Below are 21,049 nucleotides of genomic sequence, written 5' to 3' on the forward strand. Positions count from 1 at the left end.
CTTTTCCATTTGTGACAAGTTTAACAGGAGATGGGAATTCGGTCAATCTGACACAAATCGAAAATAAGGTCGAAATTTAAGAAAATCGTGTGCACGCTATGTTCGCCGATACGGTTCACACAGCGATTAGTTTTCAGCTGTTTTTCTTTTACCAGAACGAACTATTGGGAATGGGTGACAGTCAGAATGGCTAGATTAGTTTTATTAATTTCGTATAACCATTCACAATATGAGCAAGTGCCCAATTTATCCTTCGCTGGCCGTCATTTTGATGCCAATAATGCCGATGAAGAGCAAAATGACAAAAATCCAAGTCGCTGGCTTCAACCGGTCACCGAACAGCAGCACACCGATAAGGACGGTGCCCACTGCGCCAATGCCGGTCCAAATTGGATACGCCAGACTCATGGGCAGTTTCGCCGTCGCTTTGGCCAAGAAACCAAAACTAGCGACCATCCCGATCAAGGTCGCGATCGTCCAACCAATATGGGTGAAACCGTTGCTGAGCTTCATAAACGTCGCCCATACCATCTCAAAAATTCCTGCAATTACTAAGTATAACCACGCCATTGTTAATTCCTCCTTGTTTTTGACGAAAAAAAACCGTATATTACTCCGACTAGACCTAACGGAGTAACACACGGTAACTGCCCGGCGGCAGTGTAATTAATTTATGATTGCTAGGATAGCACGGGAAAAGAAAATTGGCAAATCCGGCTAGTAAGCAATTGTGACGACGCCATTCCCGGTAAATTGATAAGCGCTATCGGCGGGCCGCCGGTTGTTGAGTTCCTGAGCAAACTTATTCAGGTCGATGATTACAATTCCTGCACCGTCGCTGACAATCGCAGGGTCAAGGAGTGCTCGCGCATCAGCTGCGCTGCAGGATGGCGTATGTAAGTACATGGCGATGGCCTGGACACCGGCCTTATTGATTTGCCAATCCGACTTGGGCGCTGCGATGACATGGTCCTGGACGAATTGGGTGACATCGATTTGTTTTTCGGTATTGGTATGACTGACTTGCTGATCGTTGGGGGCTTGCTGACTGGCGGTCGTGATTTTGGTTTTGACGGTAGCCGCGCCGATGGTTTGGCGAGACTGACCGCAGGCGGATAAGAGCAGAAGCAACGTGATCAGTGGTAGTGACGCAGCTGACAAATTCTTCAACAGGTAAAACCACCCTCTCTCGATCAGAATCTCGCCTTGGGTTGATTTCACGGGCAATCGAGTATGTTCCATACGATAACATGCCTACCGAGAAACGATGAAAAATGTGCATATCTGCAACACCACTGGTATACAAAAATACACGGCAATCCGTGTATTCGCCTGGCGTTATTGTAAGAATCCTTGCCGCTGCAATATTGGTGCGACCAGTTGGCGAAAATAATCGTTGTCCTTGCCAATGGCTTGCCAAAACTGGAAAAGGGTCTGGGTTTTGGTAAAGGTCGGTGAAGCGGCAGTCTCATTTGCCAACAATTCGCCGCCGATCAGGTACTCATCCTCCCAATTGCGCTGCCGGACAACCTGGTCAAAATACGCGTGGGCGCGGTCAATTTCGGGCGGGTCTTGGGCCAGCTTTCTTAAAGCTGCCCTTAACAGCGTATTACCTGTGACATAATCACCAGTCACTCCGCGACTTTGAGCGCGCTCATATTGCCGGATGACGGATATCATGAATGGATCCACCTGATGGGCCGGCAGTTTCAGAATTAAGTCCTCCGCGATGTGGAATTCCAGAATACGCCATTGCGACACGCTGGTGATGGCGGTATACAGTGTTTGAATGACCGTGTCGAAGTGGGGAAACGCCATATTGCGATAAATGTTTCCTTGCAACCGACCAAAGTTAGCAGTGAGCGGCTGTCCTGCAGCGTCAGCCGCATTGATCACTTTTTCTAAGAACGGCTGATTGCCCATCAAATAGGCGGTATCAATTTGGGCGAGAAAACTGGACTGCTCTGGTAAAGCCGCATCAAACTCATTCCAATTCAATTGTAAATTGGCCATGGCCCGCACAAACTGACTGGCGGAAAGTTCTGTTTTGCCATTCTCAAAACGGCTCAGTGCCGATGCAGTCAAATCGTTCCGCGCGGCTTGCCGGAGTGAAAAGCCCCGTTCCTGGCGAAGCTTGCCGTAATGTTCACCTAAGCTCATTCGTGCCGCCCCGTTTCCGTCGTCATAAACTTTTGCCAATCCCCACGGACCTGATCGGGATGAACCTGAATCGTCAAAAGGGTTAGGCCTGCCGTGATTTGAGTCAGCGGGGTCTGCCAATCCATCTGCGGATCATCATGGAAGGCCAGCATCAAGTGATCCATCGCCCGCAGAATATATTGGTTGAGATCCGTGAGGGGAAAGGTATCGATGATCGGCAACAGCTCCCGAGTGGTCGCAAATTCTCCTCGCATCATCATGCCCCGGACAATGTTCATGATTGCTCGCGTGACCATATTTTGCGTTTGATCCGCCTCAGGTGGTTGATTTTGATTATGATAGGGCGCGGCCATTGAAGTCACGATGGTATGCAAGTCAGTGAGACTGCAATGGATTTGCATACACGCCGCCAAGAGCGCGTCATAAGATTGCCAATGCTGGATATGTACTAGATAGTGCGTGGCGGGCGGATACACGGTGGCCGGCAGTGCCGGCAATGCCATGCCCAATCTTGTCACAGCATAGTCCCGCGCAATAATGGCGAAGACCAGATCATAGAACCAATGGGACTTTTCATATCGCTGTAAGTAGTCCGTGGCTAATGCATAGAATTCTGTTGCGGGCCGCCTTTCACCAATCAACTCATTGGACCGATACATATAGTCCTGAGGATCGCTGTATTCTAACTCAAATTGCGGCCAGTCCAATCGCCCGGCGGCCCGGCGCATCAGCTGCATGAACTTGGTGGCGGATAATTCCGTTTGCCCCCGTTCAAAGCGTGAAACCGATGACGGACTGGTGATACCGTCACTGATTTCGGCAATGGATAGCCCCTGGCCTTTTCGTTGATCCCGCAACAGTGCCCCCAGCGTAATGGTCATCACACATCCTCCTTGAGAAATATTGATTCTAAAGTTAGTCGAAATGTGCCGAATATGCAAACTCAACGGCCCAAGAAAACCGCCCGGTGATGGCAATCACAAGTGGAAACGGTAGAATATAGGTAGTCACAAATCATGGAGGAAAATTATGCAAAACGGGTTGGAGACAAAAAACGGCCGGACATCATTCTTTGATGGCGGCTTGGCATCATGGATCGGGTGGTCCCTATTGGGCTTTCTGGTAACGGTTTGTACATTAGGGATCTGCTACCCCTGGGCGCTGACGATGATTTACGGCTGGCGGATCAATCACACCGTCGTGGACGGCCATCGGATGCAGTTCTCAGGCACTGCAGTGGGACTTTTTGGTAGTTGGATCAAGTGGTTGTTGCTGTCGATCATTACGATCGGGATATACAATTTCTGGGTGCGGATTAAGTTGGAGAACTGGCGCGTGAGCCATACCAGTTTCGTGAATTAACGCACCGAAATAGGGAGGGAAAACTATGCGGGCATTAGTCGCCATTGATTCATTCAAAGGTTCATTTTCCAGTCAAGAAGCCGCCAATATCGTCACTCAAGCCTTCAGCAAATACCGTATCGTCACCGACGCTGCGGCCATCGCAGATGGCGGGGAAGGGACCAGCGCCGCCTATTTAGCCAATCACTCCACTGCGATGTGGCGTCAGCTGACGGTGACCAATATGGTGGGAAAACCGACACCCGTGCAGTATGTCATCGACGCCTCCCAACACTTGGCCATCATTGATGTGGCTGAGGCCAGCGGGATTCAATTTGCAACGACCCAGGACGGGTTCGTCGACCCGTTAACCACCAACTCAATTGGGACGGGAGAAATGATTCAGGACGCCACCCAGCAGGGCGTGCAAAAGATCGTCGTCGCTCTGGGCGGTTCCGGTACCACCGATGCCGGCATCGGTTTATTAGGGGCACTAGGCGTCAAGTTCTACGATGATCAAGGTAACGAACTGCCCCCCACTGTACCGTCATTGGCCAAAGTCGAAAAGTATAACGATGCGGCCGTCAGTCTCCACGACATCCAGCTGGTGGCGTGCGCCGATGTGGATAGCCCGCTGACTGGTCCCACTGGAGCAGTCCAGATGTTCGGTCCGCAAAAGGGCGTTGATGACCAGCAAGAGAGTCTAGAGAAGGCCTTTCATCACTTCGCGGATGTTTTGGATCCCACCGAGCATGGGCAAGGAGCAGGCGATGGTGCGGCCGGCGGGATGGGTTTTGCGTTGCGGGTCCTAGGCGCTGAGCACATGTCTGGGTTTGATTTTATCGCCAACGATATCAATTTACCTTCTCGTGTGGCCCAAACCGATTTTGTCCTGACTGGAGAAGGCCGGCTAGATACTCAAAGCACCCATGGCAAGGTGCCGGTACGGATGGCCGAGCTGGCGCAAAAGGCCGGCAAGCCCTGTTTTGCCATTGTGGGCACCCAAGAATTGGACCTGGCCACGGCCCGGCAATACGGGTTAACCAGTGTCTTTCCCATCGTCGATCGGCCGATGACACTGGCCCAAGCCATTGCCAATGGAAAAGAAAACCTGGCCCGCACTGCTGCCCGCGTGGGTGCCATGGCGGCCAGCATGGATGGAGGTAAATAGATGCCACAACTACGCGTCGCCACCTTTAACATTGCCGGTGGACACCAGCCCGATGTCGCCGCTATTAATCGGCTGTTCACGGCAGAAAATCTGGACATCATTGGCGTTCAAGAAATTGATCGGCAGACCATCCGTAATCCAGGAGACATGCCCGCACAAATCGCCAGTGCCAACTACCATTTTGAGTTTGCCAAAGCCATTGATCTGATGGGCGGCGAATACGGCATTGCGATTTTCTCGCGGCGGCCGCTCCATCAGGTATATATTCATTCCTATACCGTTTATGGGGAAGAACGGCGGGTATTCCAGCATGGCGTTTACGATGTGGCCGACAGCCAATTATCGGTTTACAACACCCATTTGTCGTTTGAAACACCCGCCTTGCGCCAGCAGCAAGTGGCAGAACTGCTTGATGCAGTCAAAGCCGATCCGGTTCCGCACAAAGTAATTCTGGGCGACTTCAACATGGATCAGGATCATGTAGAGTGGGACTCTTTGGGGCCAGATCTGCACCGCGTTAATGGCGATCACGAGTGGTACGACACGTTTACGTGGCGCGATGCCACGATGAAAGTCTATGCCATCGATAACATCATCGTGACGCCCAACGTTCGCGTGGCGCACACAAAAATAGCGACCCAAATTCTATCGGATCACCAGATGTTGGAAACAGAGTTGGATTGGACCTAAAGGACTAGTTTAAAAATTCCCACAATCCTTGCGGCTCTAGGCGTTCAGCACTATTGATGATATAATATCAGCAACAGAAAAGCATTATGGGCGGTGACCTTCAAGACGGAAAGAGGCGATGCCGATGGGAGTAAAAAACCATCAAGCGCACAAATCTGGATGAGAGGAGGTCTTGCTTACCAATGGTAGCGGCGATCTATACCGCTATCGTCATTGGCTTGGTTGGCATTATTACGGTGGTCGGATTATTGACGCAGCTTTTACACCGTTTGACCAAGCTAGTGGCAGCGTTTCGGCAGCTGCGCCGAGCGCTGAAAAAGTAGGCAAAAAAATAACCGCCCTAACTTTGACCGGTTAGCGGTTATTTATTGCCGTGATAACAATTGGTCGCTGCTCTTAAAGCAGTTCTGCGAGGGTTAAAAACCCGGAGACGCCTGACCGGGCGTCTTTTTTCTTACCTCAAATATAGCATGGGATTGGCGACATGTCTACTTTTCTGTGTCTTCAAAACTTGACAAGGTGTGCTGAAAAAGTAGGCAAAAAAATAGCCGCCCTAACTTTGACCGGTAAGCAGCTATCTTCTTGTCGTAAGTATTAATGGTTACTGCTCATAAGCAGTTCTACGAGGATTAAAAACTCGGAAACACTTGTCCAGTTTTTTCTCGACTCCAACTTAGCATGAGACTGGCGGTATGTCTACTTTTCTGCAAAATCAATTGCTCATGGCGCGATACTATCGGATGAAGCTCACACCAAGCATTTTGTTTAATTCATCGGTAGTGGTGGCGCCCGCAAGGTGACAAGGTAGATATGGTATCAATCAATAAACAGCCCACATCGCTTTCCATCGTTGAGAAGCTTATATGGACTGTCTCTTTTTATCAATTGCATTTCTTAGTCACCTTTCCCAATCCCACCATCACTCAAATTCCGCTGAATGTGGATCACCAAAAACGTAAACTCCTCATCCGTCATCACCGAATGATACTTCCGCTCCAAAAACCGGCCAATCTGCGTCACCATCCGTGCCGCCCGGGGATATTTATTCCGCACATGGGCGTCCATCACCGGATCGGTGGATACCAGTTGCTGATTAGTGAGCACCCGTTCGGCGAAGAACTTCACGTGGGTAATCAACCGTTGGTAGCTGATAGAATTGACCGGCAGTTTTTGCATACTCTGGTAACGAATCAAACTGATTACATCGTCAATGAGGGTCGTGACTTTCATACTGTCGAAGTCCGATTCCTCATTCTTAGCGGCATTCACCAGGTGGAAAGCGATATTGGCTGCTTCTTCCTTGGGCATTTCCACCTCGAATTGCTGGTCGATCAAGGTGACGGCTTGTTGGCCAATGGCGAACTCTTTGGGATAGTAGCTTTGCACTTCCCAGTAGAGTTTGTTTTGCAAGTGGATCCCGGAGCGATAGCGTTCCAACGCAAAGTTGATGTGGTCCATTAACGTGAAGGACAGCGCATCATTCAACGGGCCCAATTGCTGATGGGCGAGAGCGACGATCTGTTTGGTCACTTCAATCACGTCCGGCGGCATATCCTTGAGCAGGGCAGTGAGCTGGTCTAATTGATCGGAATGGACTGGGACAAACCAGCGATTCACAGCATCTTTTTCAATGGTGGCACCAGACTTTTTGCCATAGCCAATACCTTTACCCAGTACGATCAGTTCTTGACCGTCATTTTCCCGCGCCAGCACTACACTGGAGTTCAGCACCTTCTTGATCGTCAATGCCACTGCGCTCACTGCCCTTTCCGTTAGTCTAAATCAGCACCATTACTACGGATCACCTTTTGATACCAATAGAATGAATCCTTTCGGTACCGATCATATGTGCCATGGCCCAAGTCGTCAGCGTCCACATAGATGAAGCCGTACCGCTTCGACATCTGAGAGGTACTGGCGGAAACCAGATCAATCGGTGCCCAGCTCGTGTAACCCAGCAAGTCGACGCCATCATCCACGGCCTTGATCATTTCCCGCAGATGGTCACGGAAATAAGCGATCCGATACGGGTCATGAATCTTGCCATCGGCTGTTAAGGTGTCGGCGGCACCCATCCCGTTTTCCACGATGAACAGCGGCTTGCGGTAGCGGTCATAGAGCTGCAGGAGAGAAATGCGCAATCCCACCGGATCCACGGACCAGCCCCATTCAGTCGTCTTCAGATAGGGATTCTTTCCCCCAACGATCGTATTACCGCTGGTCATTTCCACGTCACCACTGGCGGAAGAAATAAGCGACATGTAGTAACTGAATGAGATGAAGTCCACCGTATTATCCCGTAAAATCGCCGCATCGTCCGGGCCAAATGCCACCTGGATGTTGTTTTTCTCAAAGAACTTCGTAATCAGTGGCGGATAAATGCCCTTGGCTTGCACATCGGCGCAGAAGTAGTTCATGGTATTGGCTTGGAAGGAAGCCAACACGTCCTCTGGCTTCGCCGTGGCGGGGTAATCGGTCAGTTTGGTCAACATACAGCCGACCTGACTGCCGGGAATCATCTCGTGAGCCAGCTTAGTGACCAATGCTGAAGCCACAAATTGGTGGTGCAGCGCCTGATATTCATCCTGTTCCAAGTGCTTTGACTGATCAGGAATAATTCCCGCCGAAGTGAACGGATGCCGCGTGACACTGTCGATTTCGTTAAATGTCAGCCAGTATTTCACGGTTGGTAAACTGGCAAAACACACTTTAGCAAACCGGACAAAGTCGTCGATGACCGAGCGATCCACCCAGCCATTCTTTGTCAGACTCAGGTGCAGCGGCATTTCATAATGAGAAAGCGTCACAATGGGTTCAATGTTGTATTTCTGCAGTTCAGCGATGACATTTTGATAAAATTGCACGCCGGCCGGATTCGGTTCGGTCTCATCACCGTTGGGGAAAAGCCGGCTCCAGGCAATTGACAAACGGAAGGCCTTAAAGCCCATTTCCGCAAACAAAGCAATGTCTTCTTTATACCGGTGATAACCATCAATGCCCCGGCGCTTTGGATAATCGGTGTCTGTCTTATCTGCGATGGCCGCCTGAATCGTATCCGTGGAAACCGCCACTTGATGCTTGTAATCTTTCACATCCACAGTCGGTTTGTATGTGGCCACATCCGCGACAGACAATCCCTTACCATCGACATTCCAGGCCCCTTCGACCTGATTTGCTGCAACGGCGCCGCCCCATAAGAAATTCTTCGGTAAACTCATTTGTCAAACTCCTCCTATGCCATATTCGTGCCCAACGCGTGGGCGGTTTCCGGTTGCGTGGTATCAATCACCATCACCGTGGGATCATAACCTGCTTCAATAATGCGATCCAAGTCGAATTCTAACAACGGCTGGCCGGCTTTGACTGCATCGTCTTCCTTGACTAACGCGTGGAAGTATTGGCCCTGCAACTTCACCGTATCGATACCCACGTGAAACATTAATTCTTTACCCGTGTTGGTGCGCAGGCCAATGGCGTGTTCTGTATCGGCCACCATAATGATTTTACCAGGCGCTGGGGCAACTAGTTCACCGTTGTTGGGAATAATGGCGAGGCCCTCGCCCATGACGCCGCTGGCGAAAATATCGTCGTTGACTTGGTCCAATGCGACTTGTTCACCGGCAACTGGTGTCACTGTCCCACCGGTAATTGTTTCCACAGAAGGTAAGGTGGGATCAGCGGGTGCTACTTCATTTTCAGTTTGCGGCGCAGGCGCATCTTGCCACAGGAAGAGACTGAGGACGAACGATAATACGAGTGAAATACCGAAGCCAATCAGCGCGTAGATGAGATTCATCGGGTTGGCCTTATCCACGAATAAGGTCAGTGAAGCCAGACCAGGTCCAACTAGTGCAAAACCCTGCAAGCCCACAATACCCACGAAGGCCCCGCCGACGAAGCTGCTGATCATAACGCTGGTAAGGGCGCGTTTATTTTGCAACGTAATCCCATAAAGGGCGGGTTCGGTGATCCCAAACAGTGCGGAAATACCAGCGGAAATCGCGGTGGCGCGAATGGTTTTATCTTTTGTGCGAATTGCAATACCGAAGCAGACACCTGATTCAGAAATGTTATGGGCCAAGGAAGCTGGCAGATACAGTAGTTCCTTGCCGATTGAACTCATGGACGATACGGCATAGGGAATCATCGCTTTGTGCATGCCAGTGGCAACCATTAATGGTAACACGGTGGCCAACAGGGCAGTAGCGATCCAACCGAAATGATTAAACAAGAACAGGATAACGGCAGAGAAGCCCTGACCAAATGTGTAACCAGCCGGTCCCAGGAGCAACAGCGTAACAGGCACGGTAACGGCCATGCTCACCAAGGGTACGAAGAAGATCCGAATCGCTTTTGGCGAATACTTGGTCAGGTACTTTTCCATCACGGAGTAGAACAGCACGCAGAGGATGGCCGGGAATACTTGAGAGGCATAGGTAATGTTTTGTACAGGCAGGGAGAAAAGGGTGATGCCCTTGCCTAAGGCGGCGGTCATGTCTGGCAAGACCAGTGCCGAGACAATGGAGACAGCCACGAGGATATTGACTCGCAGCTTCTGGGCGGTGGTAATGGCGACCAGAATAGGAAGGAAATAAAGCGGCGCAGTACCGATGAAGTTTAGTAGTTGATAGGTGCTGCTCTTATCGCTCATCCAACCAAACATCGCCACCAGCATTAGGAGGGATTTTAGAATCCCGCCGCCAGCAATGGCAGGGACCAACGGTTGGAAAATCGCGATAATGAAATCGAGGAGTACTTGGTACCACTTCTGCTTGGCCTTCGGTGTCGTATCCGCTGCGGCGCCATCCAGCGCATCGCCCAGTTCAGCCATGACGGCATCGTACATTTCTACTACATCATTACCAATGACGACCTGGCACTGTCCGGCGGCGTTGACTGCGCCGATGACTCCCGGAACGGCCTTCAATGTCTTGAAGTCCACCGCATCTGGATCTTTCAAGGTGAAGCGTAATCGGGTGGAACAATGAATGAGACGAGCGATGTTTTTCTCGCCGCCGATTGCTTGAATAATGGCTTTGGCGCTCTTTGCATAATCTTTCATGGGAAAACCTCCAAAAAATAAAATAAAAAAGCAGGATCCAAAGAGCCCCCAATTCGGGAAACTCTTGGATCCTGCCTGCATGACCAGTGACATGTCCATAAAATGTTCTGTTTTCTCAACTGAGATCAGTGTAAGCGATTGAAAAAGCGCTGTCAAGCCCTATTTTTCCCCTGCTGATTTTTTACGCCGTACCGTCAACAACCAATCGGCACCAATCAAGGCGATCCCCAACCAAACGAGCCAGCGGGTTTGCAGTTCGCCAGTTTGAGGCAGGCGCTGGTTGCTTTGACCAGTTGTTTGCGGTTGTTTATCCGTCGGTTGACTGGGTACAGTACCCGGCTTACTTGGTATGGTTTCGCCGCCGGTTCCCGGTTTTTCTGGCTTGGTAGGTTCAGTTGGTTTTGTCGGGTCGGTCGGTTTCGTCTCACCAGTGTACCGATTGATCAGCGTCACACTGCCATTTTGACCGGGAGTTTGTTGACCGGCTGTGAGATTCGTGTAATTAGCAGGTACGTTGTCCTCGCTCACGGTATAAACGATGGCTTGGCCATTTGCATCCGTCGTGGGCAACCCAGTGAAGTCCGCCTTGTAGCCATTGGCGGCAGTTAGCGTGACCGTTTGTCCGGTCTTTTGGCCATTGGCGTAAAGGGTGGCGATGACAGACGGGGTAATCACGTCGTTGGGCACATTTTGCCATACCTTTTGGACAGTAATAGTCCGGGTTTGGGGGATGTACCGGTTAATCAAGGTCACCTGGCCTTGCGCATCAGGGGCAATGGGTTGCGTGGTCAGCGCGGTGTAGCCGGCGGGCATCTCCTCTTCGCCGACAGTGTACGTGATTGGTTGACCCAAAGAGTCCGTTAGCGGTAGGTTCTTAAAGATATCGGTATAGTCATTATCCCGATTCAAAGTGAGCGTTATGCCAGTCTTTTGCCCATTGGCATACAGCACTGCGATCACCGGCGGTAAATTATCCTTCATTGCGGCTGGCACACCCAGCCATTGCTTGTGGACGGTGATGCTGGTAGTGGGAATCACTGGCGGGTTGACGATGTACCGGTTGGTCAAGGTCACCAGCCCGTCTTTGTCCGGTGTTTGCGGACCTGGCGTCACGTTCGTATAACCCGCAGGCGTGGCATCTTCACTGACGGTGTACACGATTGCTTTGCCAGTGCTGTCAGTTTGCGGCAGATTGGTAAAACTCGCTTTGTAATTGTTCGACTGGTTGAGGGTGACTGTCTGGGTGGTCTTTTGCCCATTGGCGTACAAGGTGGCAATCACTTCAGGTGTGGCCACCGCTCCAGGGACATCTTCCCAGTTCTTTTGCACATTAATCGTCGTGGTCGGCGTCACTGGCGGGGTCTCTTTGTTGTAGCGATTAACCAGTGATACGGTGCCGTCTGCGTCCGGTGTTTGCGGACCGGGCGTGACACTGGTGTAATCCGCAGGGGTATCATCCTCACTGACGGTGTACGTGATTGCTTTACCGTCTGCATCTGTGGTCGGTAGATCCGTAAAACTGGCCTCGTACTTATTCTCGTTAGTCAGTGTCACCGTTTGATTAGTGGCTTTGCCATTCTGGTACAACACAGCCGTCACATCGGGTGTCTTCACGTCCGTGGGCACATTTTCCCAGGATTTAGTCACCGTAATGTCCCGGGTCTTCGGGACGTACTGGTTAATCAGCTCACCGGTGTCGCCATCACTGACACCAATCGGGTCTTTCTGGGTTGTGGTATAACCATCCGGCACACTGGCTTCCTGCACGCTATATACAATGGGGGAGCTGTCTTGATTCTGCGTCGGCAAGTCGGTAAAGGTGTTCTGGTACTTATTGGCCGCTGTGAGGGCCACTGTTTTGCCCGTATCCTTGCCATCGGCGAATAACTTCGCAGTGACATCCGGGGTGGTCACACCGTCTGGAACGCCTTGCCAAGTTTTCTTCACACCAATTGTAGTCAACGGAATATATTGGTTGATTAAAGTGGCCTGACCTTTATCATCCGGCGTTACGGGATCCTTGGTGATTTGACTAAACCCGGCGGGGACACTTTCTTCACCCACGGTATAAGCGATCGGCTGACCGTTGTCATCGGTACCAGGTAAATCCTTGAAGGCTGCCGTAAAGTCATTAGCCTTGGTCAACGTCACGGTGGTGTTCGTTTTTTGTCCATTTTGATATAGAACCGCCGTCACGTCCGGCAGATTATCCTTGTCTGCATCAGGCACGCCAAGCCATTGTTTCACGACATTGATGGTGCCGGTCTGAGGGACGAATTTGTTGGTGAGGGTCACCGTGCTGGTATTGTCCGGTGTTTGTTGACCTGGCGTGCTGTTGGTGTAGCCGGCCGGGGTCGTGTCCTCACTGACGGTGTAGGCGTATTTGTCACCATTATCTGCGTAAGTCGGCAGGTTGGTGAAATCAGCCGTGTATTTATTGGCGGCGGTGAGTTTCACCGTTTGATCTGTGGCTGTCCCGTTGCGATACAGCGTGGCAGTCACATCCGGGGTGGTGACACCGCTGGGGACGCCGGTCCATTTTTTCTGGACATGAATTGTTTGCGGCGTGTTGTATGTGTTCTTCAAGGTGACTGCCTTGTTAATCAGTGATTGCTGGCCAGGGGTAGTCGTAATGTAACCAGTTGGGACCGATTGTTCTTGCACGGTATACGTATAGACGTGGTCATTACCGTCTGTGGTGGGTAGGTCTGGGAATGTGTCAGTATATTTGTTATCCGCATTCAGCGTGAGCGTTTGGCCGGTGGCAACGCCGTCTTTATACAGCTCGGCGGTAACCGGTGGGGTTTGTACGCCGGTGGGGACACCAGTCCATTGTTTCGTGACTTGGACATCAATAGAGGGGACATTTTCGCTGGATCCCCCAGCACCGAAGTCTGGATGGACATTGCTATATTGCGGCATCCTTGATAAATCGGTGGTCATATAACCCCAATTATCCGGGTGTTCATTGAGAGAAGTGCCGGCGATGGTGGCCGTGTTGGTGAGCGTCATACTGAAACCATAATTTAAATAACCAGGATCCGTAATGTCGGAATGGTAATAAATGTCGACCTGTTGATTGAGCAAACCATGGTAGGTAAAAATGAAGCCGCCTGTTGGTTGCCACTCTAAGGTGTACATATTCGTGGGCACGTCGGTTTGGCTATTGGCGTAACGCACGTAAACTTCATCCTTATTGACGGGTGCCTGAGCTTCACTGGCATAGACATCCGTGACCACTACGTTATTGAGGACATCTTTAAAGTTATTGATGGATACGATCCAGCCCGCTCTATGGTAGCGATCATTTTCATCAATTGAAGATGTATCGGGATTATATTTTTTAAAAATAGGAACCGCGTCTGATATTTCCCGATCGGCCGTCCCAGTGAGCGTGACATGCAGTTGTCCAGTGGTCAGCATATCTGGGTTGCGTGAGAAGAAATCATTAAAGGTAATGATTCCGGTACTAGCACCCTTGACACTGGAAAAGGTACCAATTTGATTGCCTTTATTGTCCGTGACGGCAATGTTTTTGTCGCCGCTAAAGAGCGCGCCATCCGGAGCAGTAAACGTAATGAAATCTCCGGCCTGGACCTGAATTTTTGAAGAAACGGTCCACCTATAAGTAACTGGATAAGTGGCGCCAGAATAAAAGGTTGTGGGATCAACAGGTAAACCATCATCACGCGTTGGGTCTGTTTTTTTATTCCCCGTAACGTTCGTGATTTCGGTGGCTGCTGATACGGATTGTATAGCAGTGGCCGCCTGGGCGACGGATGATAGTAATATCACCAGCACGCCGATGATCCCCAACCAGTGGCGACTATGTAGCAACACGTATTTTTTAACGCGTCCCATTGTTTTCCCTCAATTCTATGTAAACGGTATATGCTGAGTATATACATGGACTTGTTATTTTTCAATGTTTCTGGACAGGTATATTCCCACTTCTGGCATTACTCAAAAATGCGACAATAGGCGACTGAGCATCAGCGGCATCCTTTTTTTGTCAGCGTGTTATTCTAACCGACAACAAAGCTAAGGAGTGAGTGAAAAATGGCGGATAAAATTGCATTGATTGTGGGGCCGGGCCATGCCGGCTTGGGGCAGGCCATGGCCGAAAAACTGAGCGATCAGGGATATACAATCGCTCTATTGGCGCGGCATGCGGACGCTTTGAACGATCTGGTGAAGACCCTGACAGATGAGAAGATTATCGCATTTTCAGTGGTCGCCGATAGTAGTGATCCGGCCAGCGTCACGTCGGCGTTGCAGACGATCCAACAACACGGCGAGTTGCAAGTGGTGCATTATAACGCCACCATGCAAACTAAGAATAAACCGAGCCAATTAACCGCGGCGTTGGTGACTGAAAGCCTGCAAAGCAACCTCTTGGGCGCCATCACAGTAACTAATCTAGCCCTGCCCATTGTGGAGAAAACGGGCGGCGGCGTCTTCCTATACACCGGCAGTGTCGTCGCCGCCAAACCCGGTCCCTCCGTTGTGGAACAAGCAATTGGTAAGGCTGGTTTGCGGGACTACGTCGTAGCGTTGAACAAGGAATTGCATCCCCGGGGTGTTTTTGCGGGCATGGTGACGATCAATACTTACATTCGCGCCGGTAGGAGCGGGCATATGGATCCCAATGTGATTGCAGGCGCATTCTTGGATTTGGCGACGAAGAAGAATGCGGCGGAGGTACAGTATCACTGAGAGCAAGTGACGACGAAGCCAGCTGGGTTTTTGTTGTTGAAAATCATTGTACACAATTTATCTCTTGATTTCAGCATAGCAAATCGACGAAAAAAAAGCACCGATCAAGCTGGTCAAAATGCGAACATTTTTCCAGTTGATCAGCGCTCATTTCTGATATATTAACCTGGCACGTTGGATGTGACGTGATCTGGAGGGAGAACAGAAACACGCTCATCGAACATCTAGAAATTAGCCGCATTCGGGTTCGAAACGGTCGTTGAAAATTCCCACAATCCTTGCGGCTCTAGGCGTTCAGCAACATTGATGATATAATATCAGCAACAGAAAAGCATTATGGGCGGTGACCTTCAACGCGGAAAGAGGCGATGCCGATGGGAGATAGTGACCATCACGCACACAAATCTGGACGGAAGGAGGACTTGTTTACCTATGATAGCGGCGACTTATGCCGTTATCGTCGCTAGCTTGGTTGGGATTATTACGGTGGTCGGATTATTGACGCAGCTGTTACACCGTGTGACCAAGTTAGTGGCAGCGTTTCGGCAGCTGCGCCGAGCGCTGAAAAAGTAGACATGCAAAAAGCCGCCTGACTTTGACCAGCTGGCGGCTTTTTGCTGTCGTAATAAACTAGGTCACTGCTCTTAAAGCAGTTCTGCGAGGGTTGAAAACCCAGGACGCCATAGCGGGCGTCCTTTTTTCTTAGTCCAAATATAGCATGGGCTTGGTGATATGTCCACTTTTCGAACTGTCAAAACTTGCCAACCATCAGTCGCCCACCGCAACAATTTCGATCTTAATGCGATCTGGATCTTCTAAATACAGCGCATAGTGGTCCGGCCCGCCTGCAAAAGGATAGCGCGCTGCATACAACTCCTGATACGCCAATGTGTCCAGCTCTGTCCGCAGACGATCCACGGCGGCCTGACCGATCATGTTAAAGGCCAGATGATTAAGCCCGACATTGGTCCGATTGTAAGGCGCGGCCAGCCTTTCAGACTGCACAAAGACAATGTAGGTTCCTTCACCTAAAATATAACTTATGCCGCTCGCCCATTCCTGATAAACATGGTAGCCCAGGTGGTCCACGAGCAGCCAGTCATAGAATTGCTGAGTGGCTGCCAGGTTTCGAACATAGATTTCAACATGATGGAGTGCACCGTTAACGGTCATGGCTGATGAGTCATCTGCTTTCTACTAACGAATCTTGTGCCACGCGGACGCGCTGATTGACGGGAAAATGTGGGCTAATTGCCACATCTGCGCCTGATCATAGTGGAATACCACAGCGGGTAACAGGGTGTTGATCGAGTCTTCCGCCTGCTCACTGAATTCCGTGGCGCCCACTAAGTGATGACCCTGGTCGAAAATCAAAATGTTGTCGCCCATGGTTTCTTCGTCAATCTGGCGATACCAATCGTCCGGGATATGATTGTGCACCAGCTTGTAATTACCGTTCGCGGCGGCTTCAGGAGTGACGCCCACCTTAGCGATCCGTGGTGACGTATATACCGTCGTCGGGATCGCTGGATAATTGATTGGATCAGTGGTTTGGCCGCTCAATAAATGGAACAAATAATAGGATTCAAAAGTGGCAGTGGGGGTCAGCTTGGGTTGGTCCTTAGCCAATACGTCACCGGAAGCATAGATATTGGGGATATTGGTCCGTAGGTGATCATCCACCACAATCCCGTGCTTGGTGTATTCCACACCGGCTGCGTCAAGGCCAATTTTGTCCGCGTTGGGAATACGACCAGTGGCGTCCAGAACCCAGTCGACGGTTTCTTCCTGCTGCGCACCATAGTGGATCGCAATGCCGTCTTTTTTCTTGGTGAGGGCAGAGATGTCGGCATTTGGCACAAAAGCGACCCCGCGTTTAGTCATATCCGCCATCACCTGTTTGACGAAGGGTTGATGGAATTCGCGCAACGCGGTGTCCCCGCGCATAAACACGGTAACGGCGGCCCCAGCAGCATTAGCCATCGTCGCAAACTCCATGCTGATGTAGCCAGAACCAAGAATGCCAATCCGTTCTGGCAGTTCAGTGAGTGCCATGAAGTCCCGGCTGTCATGGGCTAGTTCAGTCCCAGGAATATCCAGCCGGTGGGGCCGTTGACCGGTGGCGATGACGATCTTTTCGGCCGTATAAGATTTACCGTCCACTGCAATCGTGTGGGCATCCGTGAACTGGCCGTGGCCGCGAATAATCGTGGCACCAGATTGCGTCAATTTGCCACCGATCGCATCGGGCAACGGATTGATCACTGCTTGTTTGTGGGCCACCAATGCTTTCCAATTAATACCAATCTGGCCGGACACGACCCCTTGCATCCGTTCAGCCATCCGTTGCAACACCACAGGTGCGTCCAACGTGATCTTGGCATTACAGCCGTAATTGGGGCAGGTACCGCCAATCATATCGCTCTCAATGACACCCACTTTTTGACCGGTGGCCGCTAAGGGACCGGCACCATCAAAGGCACCATGGCCGCTGCCTAAATAAAGGACATCGTAGTCATATTCGCTCATTGCATCAGATCCTCCTTCAAACAATTTTGTGGTACTTCTTCAGCATATCAGATTGGTCGAAAAGTCGCGCGGTCGAGGTATTTTATAACAACACTTATTTAATTTCAGTAGTGGCAAAATGAAAAATTGGCTACAGATTCTTGATATTTTTTGTTTGATTTTCAGGCGTGGTGTGGGATTGCCATGCTGATTTGAGGATGATTGATGCTTCCTTTTGCACACTATATTGACACCGTTTTCAGCCCAATGCTATGCTGGGTAAGCGGCGAGATTGCCCACCACATATTGACTCACCACGGCATAACGACAGCCAATACATCGAAACACACTTAAGGCTTCCAGTGATTCGATGCACGGCTCCTTTTTTGGCGTCGTTATTTAGAGGGGAGAAATGCGTGATGGACTATACCAATCTTTCACAAGCTATTATTAGTGGTGTGGGCGGTCGTGATAATATCCGCTCCGTGGTGCACTGTGCCACACGGCTGCGCTTCAAACTGTGGGATGTGCAAAAGGCTCAGACGAATGTGCTGGAGAAAACCGACGGCGTGATCACCGTCGTCCAATCCGGAGGTCAGTACCAAGTCGTGATCGGCAACCATGTGGCCGATGTCTATGACAATCTGGTCAAAGTAGGCGGATTGGCCAGCGAAGAGGCAGTCCCGGATGACAAATCGGCAGAACACGAGCACGTCCGGTTCATTGATCGGGCTATTGACCTAGTCTCGGGTATTTTTTCGCCCATTCTCGGAGTCCTGTGTGCCACCGGGATGATCAAAGGCTTCGTGGCCATGGCCGTGACCTTCAAGTGGCTGTCGGAAACCAGCGGGACCTATCAGATCATTAACGCCATCGGTGACCAGTTCTTTTACTTTCTGCCGGTGATGTTGGGGTATACGGCGGCTAAGAAGTTTGGCCTGAATCATTTTATCGGTCTGGCCATCGGTGCCACACTTTGCTATCCCGGCATTGTGGCCCTCAGCAGCAGTAAAAATACGCTCTTCACACTGTTTTCCGACACGGTGCTGGAATCACCGATTCACACATCGTTCTTGGGCATTCCCGTGATCACCATGAACTACACATCGTCAGTGATTCCCGTTATCTTAGCCGTGTGGGTTCGCAGCAAAACTTCAAAAAGTGGCCCGCCGTGTCATTCCTGATGCGGTGAAAACATTCTTGGTGCCATTCTTTGTTTTATTAATTGCCGTGCCTGTGACCCTTTTGGCCATTGGACCTGTAGCAACCTGGGCGAGTACATTGATCTCCCACGCTTGCCTGACGGTGTATCAATTCAATCCCACGATTGCGGGTGTCCTGCTGGGTGGGTGCTGGCAGTTGTTGGTGATGTTCGGCCTGCATTGGGGGTTGGTACCGTTGGAAATGACTAACCTATCTGCCCAGGGCTTTGATCCAATTCTAGTCCTGACCTTTGCTGCATCATTTGCCCAGACCGGTGTCTGTCTGGCTCTGACGTTGCAAACAAAAAACCAGAAAACCCGCAGTATCGGTATTCCAGCCGTGATTTCCAGCATCTTTGGCATCACAGAGCCTGCTATCTACGGACTTTCTCTGCCCCGCAAGCGGCCTTTTATGCTTAGTTGTATTGCAGCAGCCGCGGGCGGTGGTATTCTTGGATTTTTTGGTAGCGCTGCCTATATGGTCAGCGGCCTGGGGATCTTTGGTATTCCGGCAATGTTGAATCCCAAAACTGGGCTGGCATGGGATTTCTACGGTGTCCTCATCGCCATCAGCGTGGCTTTTGTCCTTGGTTTTACCCTGCAATATATCTTTGGTCGACGTTTTGTTGACACTGTCCCAGAAGAAACATCTGTATCTCCAACGACCAATGAAAGCACTGTGCAATCACCGGCCGTCTCGTAATTTAGCAACTTTAATCTCGAAAGGAGCAAAACACTATGTCTCGTAACGCCCTTAAACTCGTCACCATTGGCGGTGGCTCCAGCTACACCCCTGAACTCATTGAAGGTTTCATCAAGCGCCAAGACGAACTGCCAATCAAAGAAATTTGGTTGGTGGATATTCCAGCTGGGGAAGAAAAGCTCAACATTGTTGGCCGCATGGCGCAGCGGATGGTCAAGAAGGCCGGCCTAGATTGGACGGTTCATTTGACCCTGGATCGTCGGGAAGCGCTCAAGGATGCCGACTTTGTCTCCACCCAGTTCCGGGTAGGGTTGCTGAATGCGCGGATCAAAGATGAACGGATTCCCGCCAGTTATGGCATGATCGGCCAAGAAACCAATGGTGCTGGCGGCATTTTCAAAGCCTTCCGCACCATTCCGGTGATTCTCGATATCGTTAAGGACATGAAAGAACTGTGCCCCAATGCCTGGCTGGTCAATTTCACCAACCCCAGCGGCATGATCACCGAAGCCATCAGCACGTATGGCCAATGGGATCGGGTGATTGGGCTGTGTAACGTCCCAGTGAATGCGATGATCGACGAACCGCCATTGATCGGCAAGACCACTGAACAATTGACGTATAAATTTGCCGGGATCGATCATTTCCACTGGCATAAAGTGTGGGACGAGACAGGTAAGAATGTGACCATGGACATCCTGGACAAGATCGAAGCCGACGAAGGGGACGGCGGCTTACCCAAGAATATCTTCGACGTACCGTTCTACCGCGCCCAACTGGACAACATCCAGATGATTCCTTGCGGCTACCACCGCTATTATTACCGGGAAGAAGAAATGCTGGATCACGCCATTGAGGAATACAACGGCGTCGGCACCCGGGCGCAACAGGTTAAACGCTTAGAGCACGAATTATTCGAGCTGTACAAGGATCCTAACTTGGCGGTAAAACCGCCGCAGCTGGCTGAACGGGGCGGCGCCCATTACTCCGATGCGGCTTGCGAAGCCATTGCTTCCCTCCATGCCGATAAGAAGACCCACATGGTGGTGTCCACGGTCAACCATGGGGCGATTCCTGATTTGCCGGAAGACCACGTGGTTGAAGTTTCCGCTCAAATCGGTGCTGCCGGGGCCATTCCCATGGCCTTTGGCGCCTTAGCCCCGGCCGAACGTGGCTGGTTGCAATTGATGAAGAACATGGAATTAGTCATCTGTGAAGCCGGCGTCACCGGCAACTACGGGTTGGCTCTCCAAGCCTTCACCATGAACCCGTTAGTGCGCAGCGGCCACACGGCGAAACGGATTCTCGACGAACTGCTCATTGCCCACCAGGATTATCTGCCGCAATTTGCGGATACCATTGCCAAGTTGAAGGCAGCTGGCGTGACCGTGAAGGATCCGATTGCCCGGGATTTGGATAAAGAACCGGCAACGGTCTAATAGAATAGTACATAAACAAGCCCTTGACGATGACGAATCAACGCCAGGGGCTTGTTT

Annotated in this window: 19 protein-coding genes; 9 read left to right on the plus strand and 10 right to left on the minus strand. The window is 50.9% G+C overall.

What is annotated here, in order from left to right; genetic code table 11:
* Positions 1 to 246: 246 nt before the first annotated feature.
* The 4 genes from FD09_RS00125 to FD09_RS00140 all read right to left on the minus strand — a co-directional run bounded on the left by FD09_RS00125 (position 247) and on the right by FD09_RS00140 (position 3,041).
* Positions 247 to 609 carry a DMT family transporter gene (locus tag FD09_RS00125; protein ID WP_338054099.1) on the minus strand — a complete coding sequence of 121 codons (363 nt, stop codon included), beginning with the start codon at positions 607 to 609 and terminating at the stop codon, positions 247 to 249.
* A gap of 108 nt (positions 610 to 717) precedes the next feature.
* A complete protein-coding gene (locus FD09_RS00130) occupies positions 718 to 1,242 on the minus strand; it encodes a hypothetical protein (protein WP_235812172.1) in 525 nt (174 codons plus the stop codon).
* Between the two features lie 96 nt (positions 1,243 to 1,338).
* A complete protein-coding gene (locus FD09_RS00135; protein WP_057817048.1) occupies positions 1,339 to 2,160 on the minus strand; it encodes a helix-turn-helix domain-containing protein in 822 nt (273 codons plus the stop codon).
* Entirely contained in the window at positions 2,157 to 3,041 is an 885-nt protein-coding gene (locus FD09_RS00140) for a helix-turn-helix domain-containing protein (RefSeq protein WP_057817050.1), read from the minus strand. Before FD09_RS00140 ends, FD09_RS00135 begins: the two co-directional genes overlap by 4 nt.
* A gap of 160 nt (positions 3,042 to 3,201) precedes the next feature.
* On the opposite strand from FD09_RS00140, the gene FD09_RS00145 reads away from it, so the two are divergent.
* The 4 genes from FD09_RS00145 (at position 3,202) to FD09_RS16160 (ending at position 5,685) form a co-directional block, all read left to right on the plus strand.
* Entirely contained in the window at positions 3,202 to 3,522 is a 321-nt protein-coding gene (locus FD09_RS00145; protein ID WP_201782847.1) for a DUF898 family protein, read from the plus strand.
* Between the two features lie 25 nt (positions 3,523 to 3,547).
* Complete coding sequence (locus tag FD09_RS00150) at positions 3,548 to 4,672, plus strand: glycerate kinase family protein (protein ID WP_057817053.1); 1,125 nt, start codon at positions 3,548 to 3,550, stop codon at positions 4,670 to 4,672.
* A complete protein-coding gene (locus FD09_RS00155; protein WP_057817056.1) occupies positions 4,673 to 5,362 on the plus strand; it encodes an endonuclease/exonuclease/phosphatase family protein in 690 nt (229 codons plus the stop codon).
* A gap of 182 nt (positions 5,363 to 5,544) precedes the next feature.
* Positions 5,545 to 5,685: a hypothetical protein gene (locus FD09_RS16160; RefSeq protein WP_155827957.1), complete on the plus strand. Its 141-nt coding sequence runs from the start codon at positions 5,545 to 5,547 to the stop codon at positions 5,683 to 5,685.
* A gap of 571 nt (positions 5,686 to 6,256) precedes the next feature.
* On the opposite strand, the gene FD09_RS00160 is transcribed toward FD09_RS16160, so the two are convergent.
* The 4 genes from FD09_RS00160 to FD09_RS00175 all read right to left on the minus strand — a co-directional run bounded on the left by FD09_RS00160 (position 6,257) and on the right by FD09_RS00175 (position 14,285).
* Complete coding sequence (locus FD09_RS00160; RefSeq protein ID WP_235812173.1) at positions 6,257 to 7,123, minus strand: PRD domain-containing protein; 867 nt, start codon at positions 7,121 to 7,123, stop codon at positions 6,257 to 6,259.
* Positions 7,124 to 7,134: 11 nt separating this feature from the next.
* Entirely contained in the window at positions 7,135 to 8,580 is a 1,446-nt protein-coding gene (locus tag FD09_RS00165; RefSeq protein ID WP_057817058.1) for a glycoside hydrolase family 1 protein, read from the minus strand.
* Positions 8,581 to 8,594: 14 nt separating this feature from the next.
* Positions 8,595 to 10,424, minus strand: a complete 1,830-nt coding sequence (locus FD09_RS00170) for a beta-glucoside-specific PTS transporter subunit IIABC (protein ID WP_057817060.1) — start codon at positions 10,422 to 10,424, stop codon at positions 8,595 to 8,597.
* A gap of 159 nt (positions 10,425 to 10,583) precedes the next feature.
* The gene (locus tag FD09_RS00175; protein ID WP_057817062.1) at positions 10,584 to 14,285 is read right to left on the minus strand and encodes a Cna B-type domain-containing protein; all 3,702 of its coding nucleotides are present in this window, start codon (positions 14,283 to 14,285) and stop codon (positions 10,584 to 10,586) included.
* Between the two features lie 198 nt (positions 14,286 to 14,483).
* On the opposite strand from FD09_RS00175, the gene FD09_RS00180 reads away from it, so the two are divergent.
* A complete protein-coding gene (locus FD09_RS00180) occupies positions 14,484 to 15,140 on the plus strand; it encodes an SDR family NAD(P)-dependent oxidoreductase (RefSeq protein WP_057817064.1) in 657 nt (218 codons plus the stop codon).
* Positions 15,141 to 15,572: 432 nt separating this feature from the next.
* Positions 15,573 to 15,713 carry a hypothetical protein gene (locus FD09_RS16165; protein WP_157053629.1) on the plus strand — a complete coding sequence of 47 codons (141 nt, stop codon included), beginning with the start codon at positions 15,573 to 15,575 and terminating at the stop codon, positions 15,711 to 15,713.
* 195 nt (positions 15,714 to 15,908) lie between these two features.
* On the opposite strand, the gene FD09_RS00185 is transcribed toward FD09_RS16165, so the two are convergent.
* On the minus strand, positions 15,909 to 16,313 hold the full coding sequence (locus tag FD09_RS00185; protein WP_057817066.1) for a VOC family protein: 405 nt from the start codon (positions 16,311 to 16,313) through the stop codon (positions 15,909 to 15,911).
* Positions 16,314 to 16,337: 24 nt separating this feature from the next.
* Positions 16,338 to 17,669: a dihydrolipoyl dehydrogenase family protein gene (locus FD09_RS00190; RefSeq protein ID WP_057817068.1), complete on the minus strand. Its 1,332-nt coding sequence runs from the start codon at positions 17,667 to 17,669 to the stop codon at positions 16,338 to 16,340.
* 398 nt (positions 17,670 to 18,067) lie between these two features.
* Here FD09_RS00190 and FD09_RS16870 point away from each other — a divergent pair, with 398 nt between their 5' ends.
* From FD09_RS16870 to FD09_RS00205, 3 genes are read left to right on the plus strand one after another with little or no spacing between them, the layout of a single operon-like run.
* A complete protein-coding gene (locus FD09_RS16870) occupies positions 18,068 to 18,832 on the plus strand; it encodes a PTS transporter subunit EIIC (RefSeq protein WP_057817070.1) in 765 nt (254 codons plus the stop codon).
* A gap of 4 nt (positions 18,833 to 18,836) precedes the next feature.
* A complete protein-coding gene (locus tag FD09_RS16875; RefSeq protein ID WP_268873274.1) occupies positions 18,837 to 19,553 on the plus strand; it encodes a PTS transporter subunit EIIC in 717 nt (238 codons plus the stop codon).
* Positions 19,554 to 19,588: 35 nt separating this feature from the next.
* Positions 19,589 to 20,992 (plus strand): 6-phospho-beta-glucosidase, encoded by a 1,404-nt coding sequence (locus FD09_RS00205; protein WP_057817074.1) that lies wholly within the window; start codon positions 19,589 to 19,591, stop codon positions 20,990 to 20,992.
* Positions 20,993 to 21,049: the final 57 nt, after the last annotated feature.

It is taken from the genome of Schleiferilactobacillus perolens DSM 12744 (assembly GCF_001435585.1).
Lineage (GTDB): Bacteria > Bacillota > Bacilli > Lactobacillales > Lactobacillaceae > Schleiferilactobacillus > Schleiferilactobacillus perolens.